This window comes from Amnibacterium kyonggiense, from assembly GCF_004364555.1.
Classification (GTDB): domain Bacteria; phylum Actinomycetota; class Actinomycetes; order Actinomycetales; family Microbacteriaceae; genus Amnibacterium; species Amnibacterium kyonggiense.
The window spans coordinates 440,487-455,011 of the sequence record NZ_SOAM01000002.1 but is presented as its reverse complement, the minus strand read 5'-3'; the positions used below and the strand labels follow the sequence as shown (position 1 = coordinate 455,011).

16 protein-coding genes and 1 pseudogene are annotated in these 14,525 nt (G+C 74.7%); 10 read left to right on the top strand and 7 right to left on the bottom strand.

Translation table 11 applies throughout. The features are described from left to right. The first annotated feature begins 42 nt into the window (after positions 1–42). Together CLV52_RS10565 and CLV52_RS10560 are read left to right on the top strand one after the other, a co-directional pair. A complete protein-coding gene (locus CLV52_RS10565) occupies positions 43–687 on the top strand; it encodes a HEAT repeat domain-containing protein (RefSeq protein WP_133766303.1) in 645 nt (214 codons plus the stop codon). Between the two features lie 77 nt (positions 688–764). Further along, positions 765–950, top strand: coding sequence for a hypothetical protein (locus tag CLV52_RS10560; RefSeq protein WP_133766302.1), 186 nt, complete (start codon positions 765–767; stop codon positions 948–950). A 46-nt stretch (positions 951–996) separates the two neighbouring features. Here the strand turns inward: CLV52_RS10560 and CLV52_RS10555 are convergent, their stop codons facing one another. After that, positions 997–2,106, bottom strand: a complete 1,110-nt coding sequence (locus CLV52_RS10555) for a 5-methyltetrahydropteroyltriglutamate--homocysteine S-methyltransferase (RefSeq protein ID WP_133766301.1) — start codon at positions 2,104–2,106, stop codon at positions 997–999. A gap of 109 nt (positions 2,107–2,215) precedes the next feature. On the opposite strand from CLV52_RS10555, the gene CLV52_RS10550 reads away from it, so the two are divergent. Continuing rightward, the gene (locus CLV52_RS10550) at positions 2,216–3,187 is read left to right on the top strand and encodes an NAD-dependent epimerase/dehydratase family protein (protein ID WP_133766300.1); all 972 of its coding nucleotides are present in this window, start codon (positions 2,216–2,218) and stop codon (positions 3,185–3,187) included. 4 nt (positions 3,188–3,191) lie between these two features. On the opposite strand, the gene CLV52_RS18425 is transcribed toward CLV52_RS10550, so the two are convergent. Further along, positions 3,192–3,608 carry a hypothetical protein gene (locus tag CLV52_RS18425; protein WP_162850811.1) on the bottom strand — a complete coding sequence of 139 codons (417 nt, stop codon included), beginning with the start codon at positions 3,606–3,608 and terminating at the stop codon, positions 3,192–3,194. 42 nt (positions 3,609–3,650) lie between these two features. After that, positions 3,651–4,700, bottom strand: a complete 1,050-nt coding sequence (locus tag CLV52_RS10545; RefSeq protein ID WP_133766299.1) for an NAD(P)-dependent alcohol dehydrogenase — start codon at positions 4,698–4,700, stop codon at positions 3,651–3,653. Positions 4,701–5,056: 356 nt separating this feature from the next. On the opposite strand from CLV52_RS10545, the gene CLV52_RS10540 reads away from it, so the two are divergent. From CLV52_RS10540 to CLV52_RS10525, 4 genes are all read left to right on the top strand, one after another. Further along, the gene (locus tag CLV52_RS10540) at positions 5,057–5,620 is read left to right on the top strand and encodes a hypothetical protein (RefSeq protein ID WP_133766298.1); all 564 of its coding nucleotides are present in this window, start codon (positions 5,057–5,059) and stop codon (positions 5,618–5,620) included. A gap of 106 nt (positions 5,621–5,726) precedes the next feature. Continuing rightward, positions 5,727–6,416 carry a DUF4397 domain-containing protein gene (locus CLV52_RS10535; protein WP_246018073.1) on the top strand — a complete coding sequence of 230 codons (690 nt, stop codon included), beginning with the start codon at positions 5,727–5,729 and terminating at the stop codon, positions 6,414–6,416. A 135-nt stretch (positions 6,417–6,551) separates the two neighbouring features. Beyond that, positions 6,552–7,097 carry an RNA polymerase sigma factor gene (locus tag CLV52_RS10530; protein WP_246018072.1) on the top strand — a complete coding sequence of 182 codons (546 nt, stop codon included), beginning with the start codon at positions 6,552–6,554 and terminating at the stop codon, positions 7,095–7,097. Beyond that, positions 7,084–7,797 carry an anti-sigma factor gene (locus tag CLV52_RS10525; RefSeq protein ID WP_133766295.1) on the top strand — a complete coding sequence of 238 codons (714 nt, stop codon included), beginning with the start codon at positions 7,084–7,086 and terminating at the stop codon, positions 7,795–7,797. Before CLV52_RS10530 ends, CLV52_RS10525 begins: the two co-directional genes overlap by 14 nt. A gap of 7 nt (positions 7,798–7,804) precedes the next feature. Here CLV52_RS10525 and CLV52_RS10520 read toward each other — a convergent pair whose 3' ends face one another. Then, on the bottom strand, positions 7,805–8,263 hold the full coding sequence (locus CLV52_RS10520) for a MarR family winged helix-turn-helix transcriptional regulator (RefSeq protein ID WP_162850810.1): 459 nt from the start codon (positions 8,261–8,263) through the stop codon (positions 7,805–7,807). A 46-nt stretch (positions 8,264–8,309) separates the two neighbouring features. Here CLV52_RS10520 and CLV52_RS10515 point away from each other — a divergent pair, with 46 nt between their 5' ends. Both CLV52_RS10515 and CLV52_RS10510 read left to right on the top strand, forming a co-directional pair. Further along, positions 8,310–10,385 carry an MMPL family transporter gene (locus CLV52_RS10515; RefSeq protein ID WP_246018071.1) on the top strand — a complete coding sequence of 692 codons (2,076 nt, stop codon included), beginning with the start codon at positions 8,310–8,312 and terminating at the stop codon, positions 10,383–10,385. Positions 10,386–10,453: 68 nt separating this feature from the next. After that, entirely contained in the window at positions 10,454–11,449 is a 996-nt protein-coding gene (locus CLV52_RS10510) for an NADP-dependent oxidoreductase (protein ID WP_133766293.1), read from the top strand. On the opposite strand, the gene CLV52_RS10505 is transcribed toward CLV52_RS10510, so the two are convergent. From CLV52_RS10505 to CLV52_RS10495, 3 genes and pseudogenes are all read right to left on the bottom strand, one after another. Further along, on the bottom strand, positions 11,446–12,504 hold the full coding sequence (locus CLV52_RS10505; protein WP_133766292.1) for an alpha/beta fold hydrolase: 1,059 nt from the start codon (positions 12,502–12,504) through the stop codon (positions 11,446–11,448). The genes CLV52_RS10510 and CLV52_RS10505 overlap by 4 nt on opposite strands. 26 nt (positions 12,505–12,530) lie before the next feature. Further along, on the bottom strand, positions 12,531–13,445 hold the full coding sequence (locus tag CLV52_RS10500; RefSeq protein WP_133766291.1) for an alpha/beta fold hydrolase: 915 nt from the start codon (positions 13,443–13,445) through the stop codon (positions 12,531–12,533). After that, a pseudogene (locus CLV52_RS10495) lies at positions 13,430–14,176 on the bottom strand (3-hydroxybutyrate dehydrogenase). The gene CLV52_RS10500 and the pseudogene CLV52_RS10495 overlap by 16 nt, the downstream one beginning before the upstream one ends. A 38-nt stretch (positions 14,177–14,214) precedes the next feature. On the opposite strand from CLV52_RS10495, the gene CLV52_RS10490 reads away from it, so the two are divergent. After that, positions 14,215–14,517 carry a thiamine-binding protein gene (locus CLV52_RS10490; protein WP_133766290.1) on the top strand — a complete coding sequence of 101 codons (303 nt, stop codon included), beginning with the start codon at positions 14,215–14,217 and terminating at the stop codon, positions 14,515–14,517. Positions 14,518–14,525 lie beyond the last annotated feature (8 nt).

The following is a 14,525-nucleotide window of genomic DNA, read 5'->3' as shown; positions in this document are numbered from 1 at the left end:
CCGCTGCGCACCGGCCGCCCGGATCGAGGCGACCATGGAGCGATGACCCTCGACGACCTGGCGGCGCGGCTGCGGCAGGAGAGCGGCAGCGGCCGCCTGCAGGCCGCGCTCGCGGCCGGCACCCGACCGGACCCCGCGGCTGTCGACCTGCTCGTCGAGCGCTGCGGCGTCGAGCCCGACTTCTTCGTCCGCGACATGCTCACGTGGGCGCTGACCCGCCTGCCCGCGGATCTGACCGTCCCGCGGCTGCTCGAGGAGCTCGGCTCGCCGTTCCCGCAGGCGCGCAGCCAGGCGCTGCACACGCTCTCGAAGATCGGGGACCCGCGGGCGCGGGCGGCGCTCACGCCCGCGCTCCTCCACGACGAGGAGGACGAGGTCGCGCGCGCCGCCTGGCGGACCGCGGTGGTGCTGCACGCGCCGGGCGAGGGTCCGGCGGTCGCGGCGGACCTCGGGACCGAGCTCGGGCGGCGGAACCGCGAGTGCTGGCGCAGCCTCAGCCGGTCGCTCGCGGAGTTCGGGGAGGACGCCCGCCCCGTGCTCGACCGCGTCGCCGAGACCGGCGTCTTCGCCGCCCGCGTCCACGCGCACGCGACCCTGCTCGTGCTCGACGGCCTCGCCCGCGACTTCCGATCCGCGGTGGAGGAGGCGCAGCGCATCGCGCTCGAGACGGGGGAGCGCGCGGGCTGAGGCGCCCGTGCGGACCTCGGAGGAGAGCGGGAGGCGGGGCACAGTCGACGCGGTAGGAGCCCGCCTAGCCTCGGATGATGAGCGATGACGCGAAGCACCTGACCGTGAACGCCGACATCCGGGTCACGGACCCGGCTCGGCTCGGCAACCCCTCCGACGAGCGGCTCGGCGAGGCCATCGCCGAGCTCATCCGCCGCCACGCCTGGGAGGCCGGGCTCGAGATCGTCGACCCGGCAGCCGTCAAGGTCACCGTCGGCGCCTGATCGCGCCTCGATCGACGGCAGGTCGACGCAGCGGCGGCTGCGCCGGTCAGTCGATCGAGCCCCAGGTCTCCTCGGCGATCCGGACGATCTCGCGGAGCTTCGCCCACTGCTGGTCCTCGGTGAGCACGTTCCCCTCCTCGGTCGACGCGAAGCCGCACTGCGGGCTCACCGCGAGCTGCTCGAGCGGGGCGAATGCGGTCGCCTCCCGGATGCGCCGCTCGACGTCCCCCGGGTCCTCGAGCGTCCCCGACTTCGAGGTGACGAGCCCGAGCACGACCCGCTTGTCGCCCTTCGGCAGGAAGCGGAGGGGCTCGAATCCGCCCGCGCGGTCGGAGTCGTACTCGAGGAAGTAGCCGTCGTAGTCGCAGACCTCGAGCAGCTGGCGGGCGACCGGCTCGTACCCGCCGGATGCGATCCAGGTCGAGCGGAAGTTGCCGCGGCACACGTGCGTCGTGATCGTCATGTCGGCCGGGCGGTCGCGGAGCGCCTCGTTCAGCAGCGCCGCGTACGCGTCCGCGAGCCCGTCGGTGTCGATGCCCCGGTCGCGGGCCCGCTCCAGCTCGACCTCGGAGCACAGGTACGCCCACGCGGTGTCGTCGAACTGCAGGTAGCGGCAGCCGGCGTCGTAGAACGCGCGGATCGCGGCGCGCCAGGTCGCCGCGAGGTCCGCGAACAGCGCGTCGCGGTCCGGGTAGACGTCCTCGTCCGACGAGGTGAGCCGGAAGTGCAGCACGGTCGGCGACGGGATGCACATCTTCGGCAGCACGGACGTGTGGTCGCGGACGAACGCGAAGTGCCGCAGCATCGGGTGGTCGGCCGGGAACGAGACCTTCCCCTCGACGTGCACACCGAGCGGCGGCGCGGCGCTGCCCTGGAACGCCATGCCGCTGTCGCCCGGCTTCACGGTGACCCCGTCCAGCCCGCCGAAGAAGTCGAAGTGCCACCAGCCGCGGCGGAACTCCCCGTCCGTCACGGCATGCAGGCCCGCCTCCTCCTGCTGGCGGATGACCTCGACGATCGCCGCGTCCTCGACGGCCGCGAGCCCGGCGTCGTCGAGCCGCCCGGCCGCGTGCTCGGCGCGGGCCTCGTGGACGCGGTCGGGGCGGAGGAGGCTGCCGACCTCGTCGGCGCGGAAGGGGGCGGCTGCGCGGGTCATCGTCCGATTCTGCTCCTGCCGCCCGGCTCGCGTCTCGGGCGCCGTCGAGCCGGTTCGGCGCGATCACAGCGGCCTCGGGGCACGATCGGGGCGAGCGGAGGAGGACGCCATGCGCATCGTCGTCATCGGCGCGACCGGCCACGTGGGCGGGTACCTGATCCCGCGCCTCGTCGGCGCCGGCCACGAGGTCGTCGCGATCAGCCGCGGCCTCCGGGAGCCCTACCGCGAGGACCCGGCGTGGACGGAGGTCGAACGACTCGTCGTCGACCGCGACGCGGAGGACGCCGCCGGCACGTTCGGGCCGCGGATCGCGGCACTGCGCCCCGACGCGGTGATCGACATGGTCTGCTTCACCCCGGAGTCCGCCGCGAAGCTGCTCGCGTCCCTCCGCGGCACGGGCGCGTTCCTCGCGATGTGCGGCACGATCTGGACGCACGGCACCGCCACCGCCGTGCCGGTCCTCGAGCACGAGGACCGGCGGCCCTGGGGCGAGTACGGCATCGGCAAGGCCGCGATCGAGGACCTCGTGCTCGAGGAGGCGGACCGTCCCGACGGCCTGCGCGCGACCGTCCTCCACCCGGGCCACATCAGCGGGCCGGGCTGGCCGGTCATCAACGCGGCGGGCAACCTCGAACCCGCCGTGTGGCGGCGGCTCGCGGCGGGGGAGTCGCTCACCCTCCCGAACTCCGGGCTCGAGACGCTGCACCACGTCCACGCGGACGACGTCGCCCAGGCGTTCCAGCTCGCGGTCGAACGGCAGGAGGACGCCGCCGGCCGCGCCTTCCACGTCGTCGCCGAGCGGGCGCTCACCCTCCGCGGCTACGCCGAGGCGGCCGCCGGCTGGTGGGGCCGGGAGGCGGTGCTCGCGTTCGCGCCGTTCGACCGGTTCGCCGCGACGACCTCGGAGGAGCAGGCCGCGATCACGCTCGACCACATCAGCCGCAGCCCGTCGGCCTCGATCGCCGCGGCGCGGGAACGGCTCGGCTACGCCCCGCGGTACACGGCGCTCGAGGCGGCCCGCGAGGCCGTGGCCTGGCTCGCGGTCCACGGCGACGACGGGATCCCGGCGCTCACGGCCTGACGGCTCAGGTCGCAGTCGTGGCCTCGATCAGCTCCGCGAGGAGCGCCTCCGCCCGGGTCTTCAGGCGCGACACCGCCTCCTTCTTCGCGGGCGGGCTCAATCGCTCCGCGAGCTGCACGCCGAGCTCGACGTCGTCCGCGCGGCGGACCCAGTCCGAGGCGACCGCGGCGGCAGCGCCCTCGGCGTGCAGCTTCCCGGCGACGTCGCGGACGATCTCGAGCATGCCCCGGATCTGCGCGGCGTCACCCCGACGCTTCCGGATCGCGTCGAGCTGCTTCGGGAGCGTCTCCACGCGGCCCTTCAGCCACGCGGAGACCTCCGGGTTCTTCGCGAGGAAGCCGCCGATCGCCGTCGCGGCGACGCCGATCTTCGGCCCGTGCTTCGCCGCGAGTCTGATGATCGATCCGACGCCGTTCGCCATGCCCGAAGTGTGGCCGGTCGTCCTGACCGTCCGCTCGCGGTGTCAGGCCGGGATCGTGGCCGTGTCGATGACGTAGCGGTAGTGCACGCCGCCGTCGACGACGCGGTCGTACGCCGCCGTGACCTCGTCCGCGCCGATCGTCTCGATGACCGCACCGATGCCGTGCTCGCCGCAGAAGTCGAGCATCTCCTGCGTCTCGCGGATGCCGCCGATGTTCGAGCCGGCCACGCTCCGCCGCCCGCCGATCAGCGAGAACACGGCGAAGGACTGCCGCTCGCTCGGGGCACCGACGTACACGAGGCTGCCGCCGACGCGCAGCGTGCAGAGGAGGCCGTCGAGGTCGACGTCCGCCGACACCGTGTTGATGATCAGGTCGAACGTGTTCCGGAGGCCCTTCAGCGCGCCCTCCTCGGCGGTCGCGACGAAGTGGTCGGCGCCGAGCCCGGTCGCATCCGCCTCCTTGCGACGGGTGCGGGAGATCACGGTCACGTCGGCGCCCATCGCGTGCGCGAGCTGGACCGCCATGTGGCCGAGGCCGCCGAGCCCGACGACCGCGACCTTCGTGCCGGGGCCGGCGCCCCAGTGCTTGAGCGGGCTGTACGTGGTGATGCCGGCGCAGAGGAGCGGCGCCGCGACGTCGAGCGCGATGCCCTCCGGGACGCGGAGGACGTACCGCTCGTCGACCACGACCGCGGTGCTGTAGCCGCCGTAGGTCGGGTCGCCGTCGTAGCCGCGCCCGTTGTAGGTCGCGACGTTGCCCTTCAGGCAGAACTGCTCCTCGCCGGCCAGGCAGTACTCGCACTCGCGGCAGGAGTCGACGAAGCAGCCGACGCCGACGCGGTCGCCGACGGCGTACCGGGTGACCTCCGAGCCGACCGCGCTGACCGTGCCGGCGATCTCGTGGCCGGGCACCATCGGGAAGATCGCGCCGCCCCACTCCTCGCGCGCCTGGTGGATGTCGGAGTGGCAGATGCCGGCGAACGCGATGTCGATCGCGACGTCGTTCGGGCCGAGGTCGCGGCGCTCGACGGTGCCGCGGTGGAAGGCCGCGCCGGGGCCGTCGGTGAGCAGGGCGGGGACGGTGGTGGTCATGCGGGCCTCCGGAGGCGGACGCGCGGGTGCGATCGGCACCGGCGTCGGTGGATGAGGGGCGCCGGTCCGGACGCGAGGACGTCGGCGGCGGCCGGACGATCGTAGGGCGCCCCGTCCGGGCGTTCGCCGGGTCGGCGTGGGCTCCGGGTCGGACAGATCGCGAGTCCGACCCCTCAGGGGTTGCCGGTTCGGACACGGTTTCGAGGCGAGAACGTGCCCGAAGTGGCAACCCTGAGGTCCGGTCGACACGGGAGACCGCGCGAGGGGCGCGGTGGCCGACGCGCCGCGCGTTTCCGGCGTGTGACGGACCGGCGCGGGATGCGGCGATCGTCGGAGGCCTGCGGTTCAGTACCCGCATGACGGCCGAGCACCTGCACGAGGACGACCGCCCGGTGCGGCGGCTCGACGAGGTGCTGCACGCGCTCGTCGACCCGCTCGTCGAGCCGCTGCACGGCCGCCGCCGGCGGCGCCTCGAGGACGCGGAGGACGCGCTGCGCCGCTGCGTCGAGGTGAACGCGGGCCGGATCCTGACGCTGCCCGAGCTCCGGCTCGTCGAGCTCGAGGTGCAGCTCGACCCCGTGGGCGCCGCGGCCCGCATCGCCACCGCGCCCGCGCTGCTGCGCGCGCTGCCCCGCTTCCTCGACGACGCCGACTGGGAGGGGGAGGACGACGAGGACCGCCGGGTCCGCATCCGCCTGGCCCTCGAGCTCCTCGAGGCGACGGACGGCCTCCCCGAGTTCCCGGCCGACGAGGTGGACGCGCAGCGGAACGCGGTGCTCGCCGCGTGGCGGCGGGCGCGGTGGCGCCTCCGGCGGGACCAGCACGAACGCCGCCTCGCCGAGACGGACCCGGCGCAGCGCGCCTGGCTGCAGATCGAGCTCGATTCGCTCGACGCACTGTCCAAGCCGCAGGACCCCTAACGCTCGGAGCCGACTCCCAGCTTCGGCCGCATCCGCAGCGGCTCCTCCGGCCGTAGTGGTGGTGATGGACGCGATCCCGCGGTCCACACGAACGAAGGAGTCGAACGTGCGCAGAGCACTCTTCACCGGCGTCGCCCTCGCGGCGGCGCTCGCGCTCGGGACGGCCGGGACGGCACAGGCGGCGCCCCAGCACCGGTTCCCGCACCGGACCGCCGAGGTCTCGATCCTGCACGCCGTCCCGAACACCCCGGTCGACGTCTACCTGAACCACAAGCGGATCCTGAACGACTTCGAGCCGGGCACGCTCGTGGGCCCGCTGAACCTGAAGGCCGGCACCTACACGGTGTCGATCACCGCGGCGACCGCCAAGAACGACCGCCACCCGGTGATCGGCCCGGTGAAGCTGCAGTTCCACGCGGCGCGCAGCTACACGGTCGTGGCGCACCTGACCGCGTCGGGGAAGCCGACGGCGACCAAGTACCTGAACACCATCAAGAAGACGCCGAAGGGCGACGGACGCCTGATCGTCCGCCACGTCGCCGCGGCTCCGGCGGTCGACGTGTACGCGAACGGGAAGCTGAGCATGCGGCACCTGAGGAACCCGCACCAGTCGAAGGCGAACGTGCCGGCGGGCACCTACCGGATCGCGGTGACGCTGGCCGGCAAGAAGGCCCCGGTCATCGGCCCGGCGCCCGTGAAGGTCAAGCGGTACACGGACACGATCGTCTACGCCTGGGGCAGCGCCGCCCAGGGGAACCTGACGGTCGCGGTCCAGACGGTCAGGACCAACCGCTGACATGCGGGCGGAGGCGGGCACGCGCACGCCTCCGCCCCTGCACCGTCGGCGGGCCGCGCCCCTACACTCGGGCGCGGCCCGCCGATGACGCCAGCAGCCGAGGCGTCCGGCGCTGCCGGAACCGGAGACCGAGGCATGCAGGACGACGTGGATGCCCGCGCCGTCGGTGCCGCGTTCCGGGCCGGGGACACGGCCGCGCTCGTCACCGCGTACCGGGATTGGGGGCGGCTCGTGTACACGCTGGCGCTCCGCAGCCTCGGGCAGGTGCAGGACGCGGAGGACGTCACGCAGCGCGTGTTCATCGCGGCGTGGCGCAAGCGGGAGACCTTCGACCCCGACCGCGCCGATCTGCCGGCCTGGCTGGTCGGCATCACGCGCCGCCAGATCGCCGACGCGCACGAGGCCCGGCGTCGTACCGCCGCGGTCCCGATGCCGGAGGCGGGGGAGGACGAGCCCGCCGCGCCCCACGTCGAACCGGGCGACCGCGTCCTCGTCGACGCGGAGATCGCCCGGCTGTCGCCCGTGGCGCAGCAGGTCGTCCGGCTCGCGTTCTTCGAGGATCTGACGCACCAGCAGATCGGCGAGCGCCTCGGCATGCCGCTCGGTACCGTCAAGAGCCTCATCCGCCGCAGCCTCGAGCGGATGCGCCGACGTCTGGAGGTGGACGATGGCGCACCCTGACCCCGAGCTCCTCGCCCTGCTCGCACTCGGCGAGGACGCCGCGTCCGCGGAGGACCGCCTCCACCTCGCCGGCTGCGCCGAGTGCCGCGACGAGGTCGCTCGCCTCGGCCGCGCGGTCGCGGCCGCGCGCGGCGGCGACGAGGCGCTCGAGACCCCCGGGCCGAGGGTCTGGGCCGGGATCGCCGCCGACGTCGGCGTCGACGCCCCGGACCCCCTGGCCGACGCGCGCCCGGCCCCGGCGGTCCCGCTGCGCCGGAGGCCGCCGAGTCGGCGGCGCCGGATCGTCGCGGCCCTCGCCGCGGCCGCCGCGGTGCTCGTCATCGGCGGCGTCGGCGTGACGCTCCTCCGCACGAACCCGCCCTCGCAGCAGCTCGAGACCGCCCGGCTACGCGCGTTCCCGGCGTGGGCGGGTGCGAGCGGCACGGCGCAGCTCGAGCGGCTGGCGAGCGGGCGGCTCGCCCTCCGCATCCAGACCGACGTGCCGCCGGACCGGAGCACCGATCACGAGGTCTGGCTGATGACGGCGGGCGCCCGCCGACTCGTCAGCCTCGGGATGCTGCACGGGACGAGCGGGGTGTTCCTCGTCCCGGAGGGCCTCGACATCACCCGCTTCCGCCTCGTCGACGTCTCCGACGAGCCGCGGGACGGGAACCCGGCGCACTCCGGCGACTCCATCGTGCGCGGCGAGCTGCGCGCGTAGGACGCCGTCAATCCCGGTCGCGGTCCGCCCAGGAGGCGTACGCGGCCGTCGCGCGGTCGAGGAACCGGGCGATGGCGGCGCGCTCCTCCGGCGGTGCGGCCCGGGCCGCGTCGTCGAGCGCCGCCATGAGGCCGCTGATGCGACCGAGGACGTCGCGCATCGCAGCCTCGCTCGGCTCGAGCCGGATGCGGCGCCGGTCGGCGAGGTCGCGGTGTCGCTCGACGTGTCCGGCCGCGGTGAGCCGGTCGACCAGCTCCGTCGCCGCCGCGGGCGAGATGTCGAGCCGGTGCGCGAGCTCGCCCGGGCCGACGGGGTCCGGCGCGAAGCCGAGGTGGGCCATGGCGGCGAGGTCCGTGGGGTGCATCGCCATCCGGCGGGCGAGGGCCGCGTCGGCGTCCGCCATCGCGCTCTGCAGGCGGCGGAGGGCGCGCGTCTCGGGCTCGGCCTCGAACGGGATGGGCTCCATGTCGACCATTCTCTCCCCTTCGGCTACCGTACGATTCGGTGACCGAATGAGTGGAGGACCGATGCGCCGGGTGGCGAGCTTCCTGACCGGACGACGGACCGCGTGGCTCGCGGCGATCGGGGGACTCGTCGTGGTGGGCGCGCTGTTCGCGCTGCTGCCGCAGCCGGGCTCGGCGGCGACGCCGACGACCGGCCTGCCCGCGTCCGCCGAGTCGCAGCGGGTCGCGGCGCTGCTGAAGACGTTCCCGGGCGCGGACCGCACGGTCGGCATCCTCGTCTTCGAGCGGGCGAGCGGCCTCACCGCCGCCGATCGGACGGCGATCGGGCAGCGCGCGGCGGCGCTCGCCGAGCAGTCCGTCCTGCCGCAGGCGGTGCGGCCGCAGTTCAGCGACGACGGGGACGTCGCGCTCGTCGCGGTGCCGCTGGACGGGAAGGCGACCGACGAGCCGGAGAAGGCCGCGACCGCGCTCCGCACCGCGGCCCGGACCGACCTGCCCGCCGGGCTCACGGCTCGCCTCACCGGGCCGATCGGGTTCCAGGCCGACATCGCCGATGCGTTCGCGGGCGCGGACCTCCGCCTGCTCGTCGTGACGGCGTCGGTCGTCGCGGTGCTGCTGATCGTCACCTACCGCAGCCCGCTGCTCTGGATCGTGCCGCTCGTCGTCGTCGGCGCCGCGGACGGGCTCGCCCGCGTGGTCGTCGCCGCGATCACGAGCGCGGTCGGCATCACGGTCGACGCCTCGATCTCCGGCATCCAGTCGGTCCTCGTGTTCGGCGCGGGGACGAACTACGCGCTGCTGCTCATCTCGCGCTACCGGGAGGAGCTGCGCCGCCGCCCCGATCACCACGACGCCATGCGGGTCGCGCTCACGGCCGCCGGTCCGACGATCGCGGCCAGCGGCGGCACCGTCGCCCTGAGCCTGCTCACCCTGCTCCTCGGCGAGCTGTCCGGGAACCGCGCGCTGGGCGTCGCCTGCGCGATCGGCGTCGTCGTCGCGATCCTCGCCGCGGTGCTCTGGCTGCCCGCCGCGATCGTCGTGTTCGGTCGGCGCCTGTTCTGGCCCTTCGTGCCGAAGGTCGTCCCCGAGGGCGAGGTCGCTCGGCCCGGCGTGTGGACCGCGATCGGACGCCGCGTCGCGCGGCGCCCGCGGCTGGTCGCCGCGGTCTCCCTGCTCGCGATCGTCGTGCTCGGATCCGGGCTCGTCGGCTTCCGCTTCGGGCTGTCCCAGACGGAGCAGCTGCTCGGCGACCCGGAGAGCGTGCAGGCGCAGGCCGTGCTCGACCGCGCGTTCTCCTCCGGCACCTCCGCCCAGACCGTGGTGCTCGCCCCGAGCGCGGAGGCCTCCCGGGTCGAGACGATCGCGGAGGGCGTGGCGGGCGTCGACGCCGTCACCGCCGGCGCGTCGTCGGACGGCCGCACCGAGCTCGACGTGCGGCTCGCCGGCGCGCCCGTGAGCGCCGAGGCGTTCGACTCGATCCGCGACCTCCGTGCCGCGTTCGCGGACGAGGGCGGCGCGGTGGCAGGCACCCTCGTCGGCGGCAGCGACGCGACCGCGTACGACCAGCAGCAGGCGCAGCAGCGGGACCAGCTCGTGATCGTGCCGTCGATCCTCGCCGTGGTGTTCGTGATCCTGACGCTGCTGCTGCGGTCCCTCGTGGCGCCGGTGCTGCTGCTCGCGAGCGTCCTCGCGACCTTCGCCGCGAGCCTCGGGCTCGGGAACCTGCTGTTCCAGCACGTGTTCGGGTTCGCGGGGTTCGACGTGCAGGTGCCGCTCTTCGCGTTCCTGTTCCTCGTCGCGCTCGGCGTGGACTACAACATCTTCCTCACCGCGCGGGCGCGGGAGGAGCGCGCGCGGCACGGCACGCGGGAGGGGATCGTCGTCGCGCTCGGGGCGACCGGCGGCGTGATCACGAGCGCGGGGATCCTGCTCGCCGCCGTGTTCGTCGTGCTCGGCGTGCTGCCGGTCGTCGCGCTCGCGCAGATCGGCACGCTCGTCTGCATCGGCGTCCTGCTCGACACGCTCGTCGTGCGGACGCTCCTCGTCCCGGCCCTGGTGCTCATCACCGGCGACCGGTTCTGGTGGCCCTCGCGGCCGATCGCGACGGCGGGCGCGGTCCGCTGACGACCCCGTGCGCCCGGAAGTCGCTGCACGGCTTGTCGGGCGGGTCGGGGGAGTCCTACCGTGCGGGCATGGCCCAGCGCAGCGCCTCCATCGCCACGTTCGTCGACTACGGCGGGATCGACGCCGTGCGCGTCGAGCAGGTCCCACGACCGGAGCCCGGACCGGGCGAGGTGCTGGTGCAGGTCGTCGCGTCGGGCGTCAGCCACATGGACGCGTACGTGCGGGAGGGCCGCTTCCGCGACGCGGTGCCGCTCGAGCTCCCCGCCCGCGAGGGCGTCAGCTTCGCCGGCATCGTCCGCGCCGTCGGGGAGGACGTGCGCGGCGTCTCCGTGCACGACGAGGTCCTCGGCCACGACCCGGCGCACGGCGCGCACGCGACGCACGTCGTCGTGGAGCCGGGCGCGCTGATCCGCCGTCCCGCGCGGATGGAGTGGGAGGTCGCCGGCGCGCTCTACCTCGTCGGCCTCACCGCGTACCGCCTCATCCAGTCGCTGCGCCTCACCCCGGACGACACCGTGGTCGTCTCGGCCGCGGCCGGCGGCGTCGGGCACCTCGAGTGCCAGCTCGCGCGGCTCGCGGGCGCGCGGGTCGTCGGCATCGCGGGCGCCGAGAACCACGACTACCTCCGCTCCATCGGCGTGAAGCCCGTCGCCTACGGCGAGGACCTCGCGGAGGCCGTGCGGACGGCCGCCGCGGGACGACCGCTCACCGCGATGCTCGACAACTACGGGCGGTACGAGGACCTGGCCGCGGAGCTCGGCATCGCCCCGTCGCGGCTCTCCTCGACCGACGCCCGACGCGACACCGAGGTCGAGCTGTACCTCGCCGGCCCCGATCGGCGGCTCGCGGAGGAGCTGCGGGACGTCGCCGAGCTCGTCGCCGAGTGGAACATCCGCGTCCTCGTCTCCGGCTACTACCCGTTCACCGCCCTCCACCGCGCCCTCGCTGACCTGGACGCCCGGCACAGCCGCGGCGTGGTCGTCGTCGGCATGGACCCGACCGCCGCGCCCGGGCAGTACCTCCGCGAGAAGATGCGCACCCGGCACGAGACCTCGTCGCGCTAGCCGCGGACGTGGGCGACGAGGGCCTCGACGAACTCGGCCTGCCGCTCGAGGTGCGGTGCGTGCCCCGTGTCGGGGAGGGCGAGCTCACGGTACGAGCCCGCTGCCGCCGCGTACCGGTCGAGCACGGCGCGCGTCTGCGACACCATCGGCTGCGACGGGGCGACCTCCGCGCCCGGCCAGCCCGGCACGATCCCGGCGGCGCCCAGCGTGTTCAGGTCGAAGAAGCTCGCGTCCGAGACGATCGCGTCGGCCTCCCCGCGGATCCAGAGGATCGGCGGCTTGTCGGCGATGTCGACGATCCCCGTGAGGTCGAGGTGGTCCGGCGTCATCGTGTTGAGCACGCCCCGCGTGCCGGGCCCGAAGCCCGGCCAGGCGTCGGTCGTCGTCGAGTCGCCGGGGTAGTTGTCGAGACCGGTGCGGGTCGTCAGCATGCTCTCGACCCAGAGGTCCTCGGACGGGATCCCCTCCGGGTGGGCGACGTACGCGGTGCGGTAGACGGTGCGCGGGGAGGCGGGGCCCTCGCCGCGGTCCTGCTCCTCGAGGGCGCGGACGAAGTCGGGATTCGCGCCCCCGCCGCCCGAGCCGGCGGCGCCGTTCAGGATCGTGCCGTCGAGCGCGGTGCCGCCGAACCCGTACGGGCTGACGGGCGACTCGAGCGTCACCGTCCAGACGAGGTCGCGGCGGTCGAGCAGCAGCTGCAGCGCGACGCCGGCGCCCATGCTCCAGCCGACGAGGTGCACCGCGCCGGTGCCGAGCTCGTCGAGCACGCTCGCGACGTCGTCCGAGAAGTCGCGCAGGCCGCGGGTCGCGTCGACGGGCAGCGTCTCGCTGCCGCCGAAGCCGCGGAGGTCGATCGCGAGCGCCCGCACGTCCGGCGGCAGGGCCAGCATCAGCGGCTGGAAGAACAGCGACGACGACACGTTGCCGTGGATCAGCACGACGGTCGGCCCGCCGCTCTCACCGGGGCGGTCGAGGCTGCGTCGATCGAGGACGTGCGCCCGCAGGCGCGGGGTGGCGACGTCGAACTCCTCGATGCCGTCGAGGACGGACTGCATGGTGGACTCCTTCGTTCCGGGGTGGATCAGCGGTGGTCGAGGGCGGCGCGGACGGCCTCCGCGACGCGGTCCGCGCCAGGCCGCGTCATGAGCACCGTGTAGTGGTTCACGTCCGGCACCTCGACCACCTCGAGTTGCGGCACGTCCGCGACGAAGCCCTCGAGCGCGTCGGGCGGGTAGAGCCCGGGCGGCTCCGCCTGCAGGCCGAGCGGCGCGCGGAGCACCGCGACCGGCTGCCGCACCCGGTGCAGCGCGTCGCGGTACCAGGGCGGGCCGAACAGCTCCTTCTGGTTCACGGCCACCGCCTCCGGATCCGCGGAGGGCCGGAAGCCGCCGTCGACCGGCTCCAGGTCGTAGTCGGCGTACGCGGCGACGTCGTCGGTCCAGGCGTCGGCGAACGCGGGATGGGCGCGCCAGAAGCCGGCGGCGGCCTCCCGCGACGGGAACACGGTCGTCAGCCGCCGCCAGGCCGGGCCGAGCAGGGCCTCGGGCGAGAGGGCGAGCAGGTCCTCGAGGTCGACGCCCGGCGGCGGCGCGAGCGGCAGGCCGCCGTCGACGAGCACGATCGACGCGACCCGCTGCGGCTCGGCCGCGGCGAGGGGCAGGGCGACGAAGCCGCCCATGCTGTGCCCGACGACGACCACGCGGTCGAGGCCCAGCACGTCGAGCACGGCCCGCATGTCGTCCCGGTGCTGCGCCAGCCCGAGACGGTCGGTGAACCCGGTGCTGCGCCCGCGCCCGCGGAGGTCGGGCGCGATCAGCCGCACGTCCGGCAGGAGCCGGGCGACCGCGAGCCACGACCGGCTCGACGCGGAGATGCCGTGGATCGCGAGCACGGGCGGCCCGTCGGGGTCGCCGTACTCCGCGACCGCCAGGCTGCCGCCGTCGACGGGCACACGGCGGTCGCGGACCGCGGGCGCGCCCGTCACTTCGCCGTCCATCCGCCGTCCATCGCGAAGCTCGCGCCGTTCACCATCGCGGCCGTGTCGCCGGTGAGCCACAGCACCAGGTCGGCGACCTCCGCGGGCTCGACGAGGCGCTTCACGGCGGCCTCGGTGAGCATGACCTCCTCGACCACGCGGTCCTCCGGGATGCCGTGGACTTTTGCCTGGTCCGCGATCTGCCGCTCGACGAGCGGTGTGCGGACGTAGCTCGGGTTGACGCAGTTGCTCGTCACGCCCCTGCCGCCTCCTTCGAGCGCGATCGTCTTCGAGAGGCCCTCGAGGCCGTGCTTCGCCGAGACGTACGCGGACTTGTACGGGCTCGCGCGCAGCCCGTGCACCGAGCTGATGTTGACGATGCGGCCCCAGGCCCGGTCGTACATGCCGGGCAGGACGGCGCGGGCGAGCTGGAACGGTGCGACGAGCATGAGGTCGACGATGAACCGCCAGCGCGCGGGGTCGAAGTCCTCCACCGCGCTCACGGTCTACACGCCGGCGTTGTTCACGAGGACGTCGGCGGACAGCCGGAGGTCGTCGAGCGCGGCCGGCTGCGACAGGTCGACCTGCCACACCTCGCCGCCGATCGGCTCGGCGACGCGGGCGGCTGCGTCGCCGTCGAGGTCCGCGACGACGACGTGCGCGCCCGCACCGGCGAGGGCCTGTGCGATCGCCGCCCCGATCCCGCTCCCGCCGCCGGTGACCACCGCGCGCCTGCCGGTCAGGTCCGTCATGCCGCCTCCTCCGATCCGCCTGCTGCCACCCTGGGGCCATGCTCATCGCGTTCTCGGTCGCCCCCAGCGGCGGCGACAGCCCGGACGGCTCGGTGCACGACGCGGTCGCCGCGGCCGTGCGGATCGTGCGGGAGTCGGGCCTCCCGAACCGCACCGGCTCGATGTTCACGGAGCTCGAGGGGGAGTGGGACGAGGTCATGGACGTCGTCCGCCGCGCCACGGAGGCGGTCGGCGCGTTCGGCCCACGCGTCTCGCTCGTGCTCAAGGCGGACATCCGCCCGGGCCGCACCGGCGAGATCGACGGGAAGCTCGAGCGGCTCGAGGCCGCGCTCGGCGACTGACGCCCGCA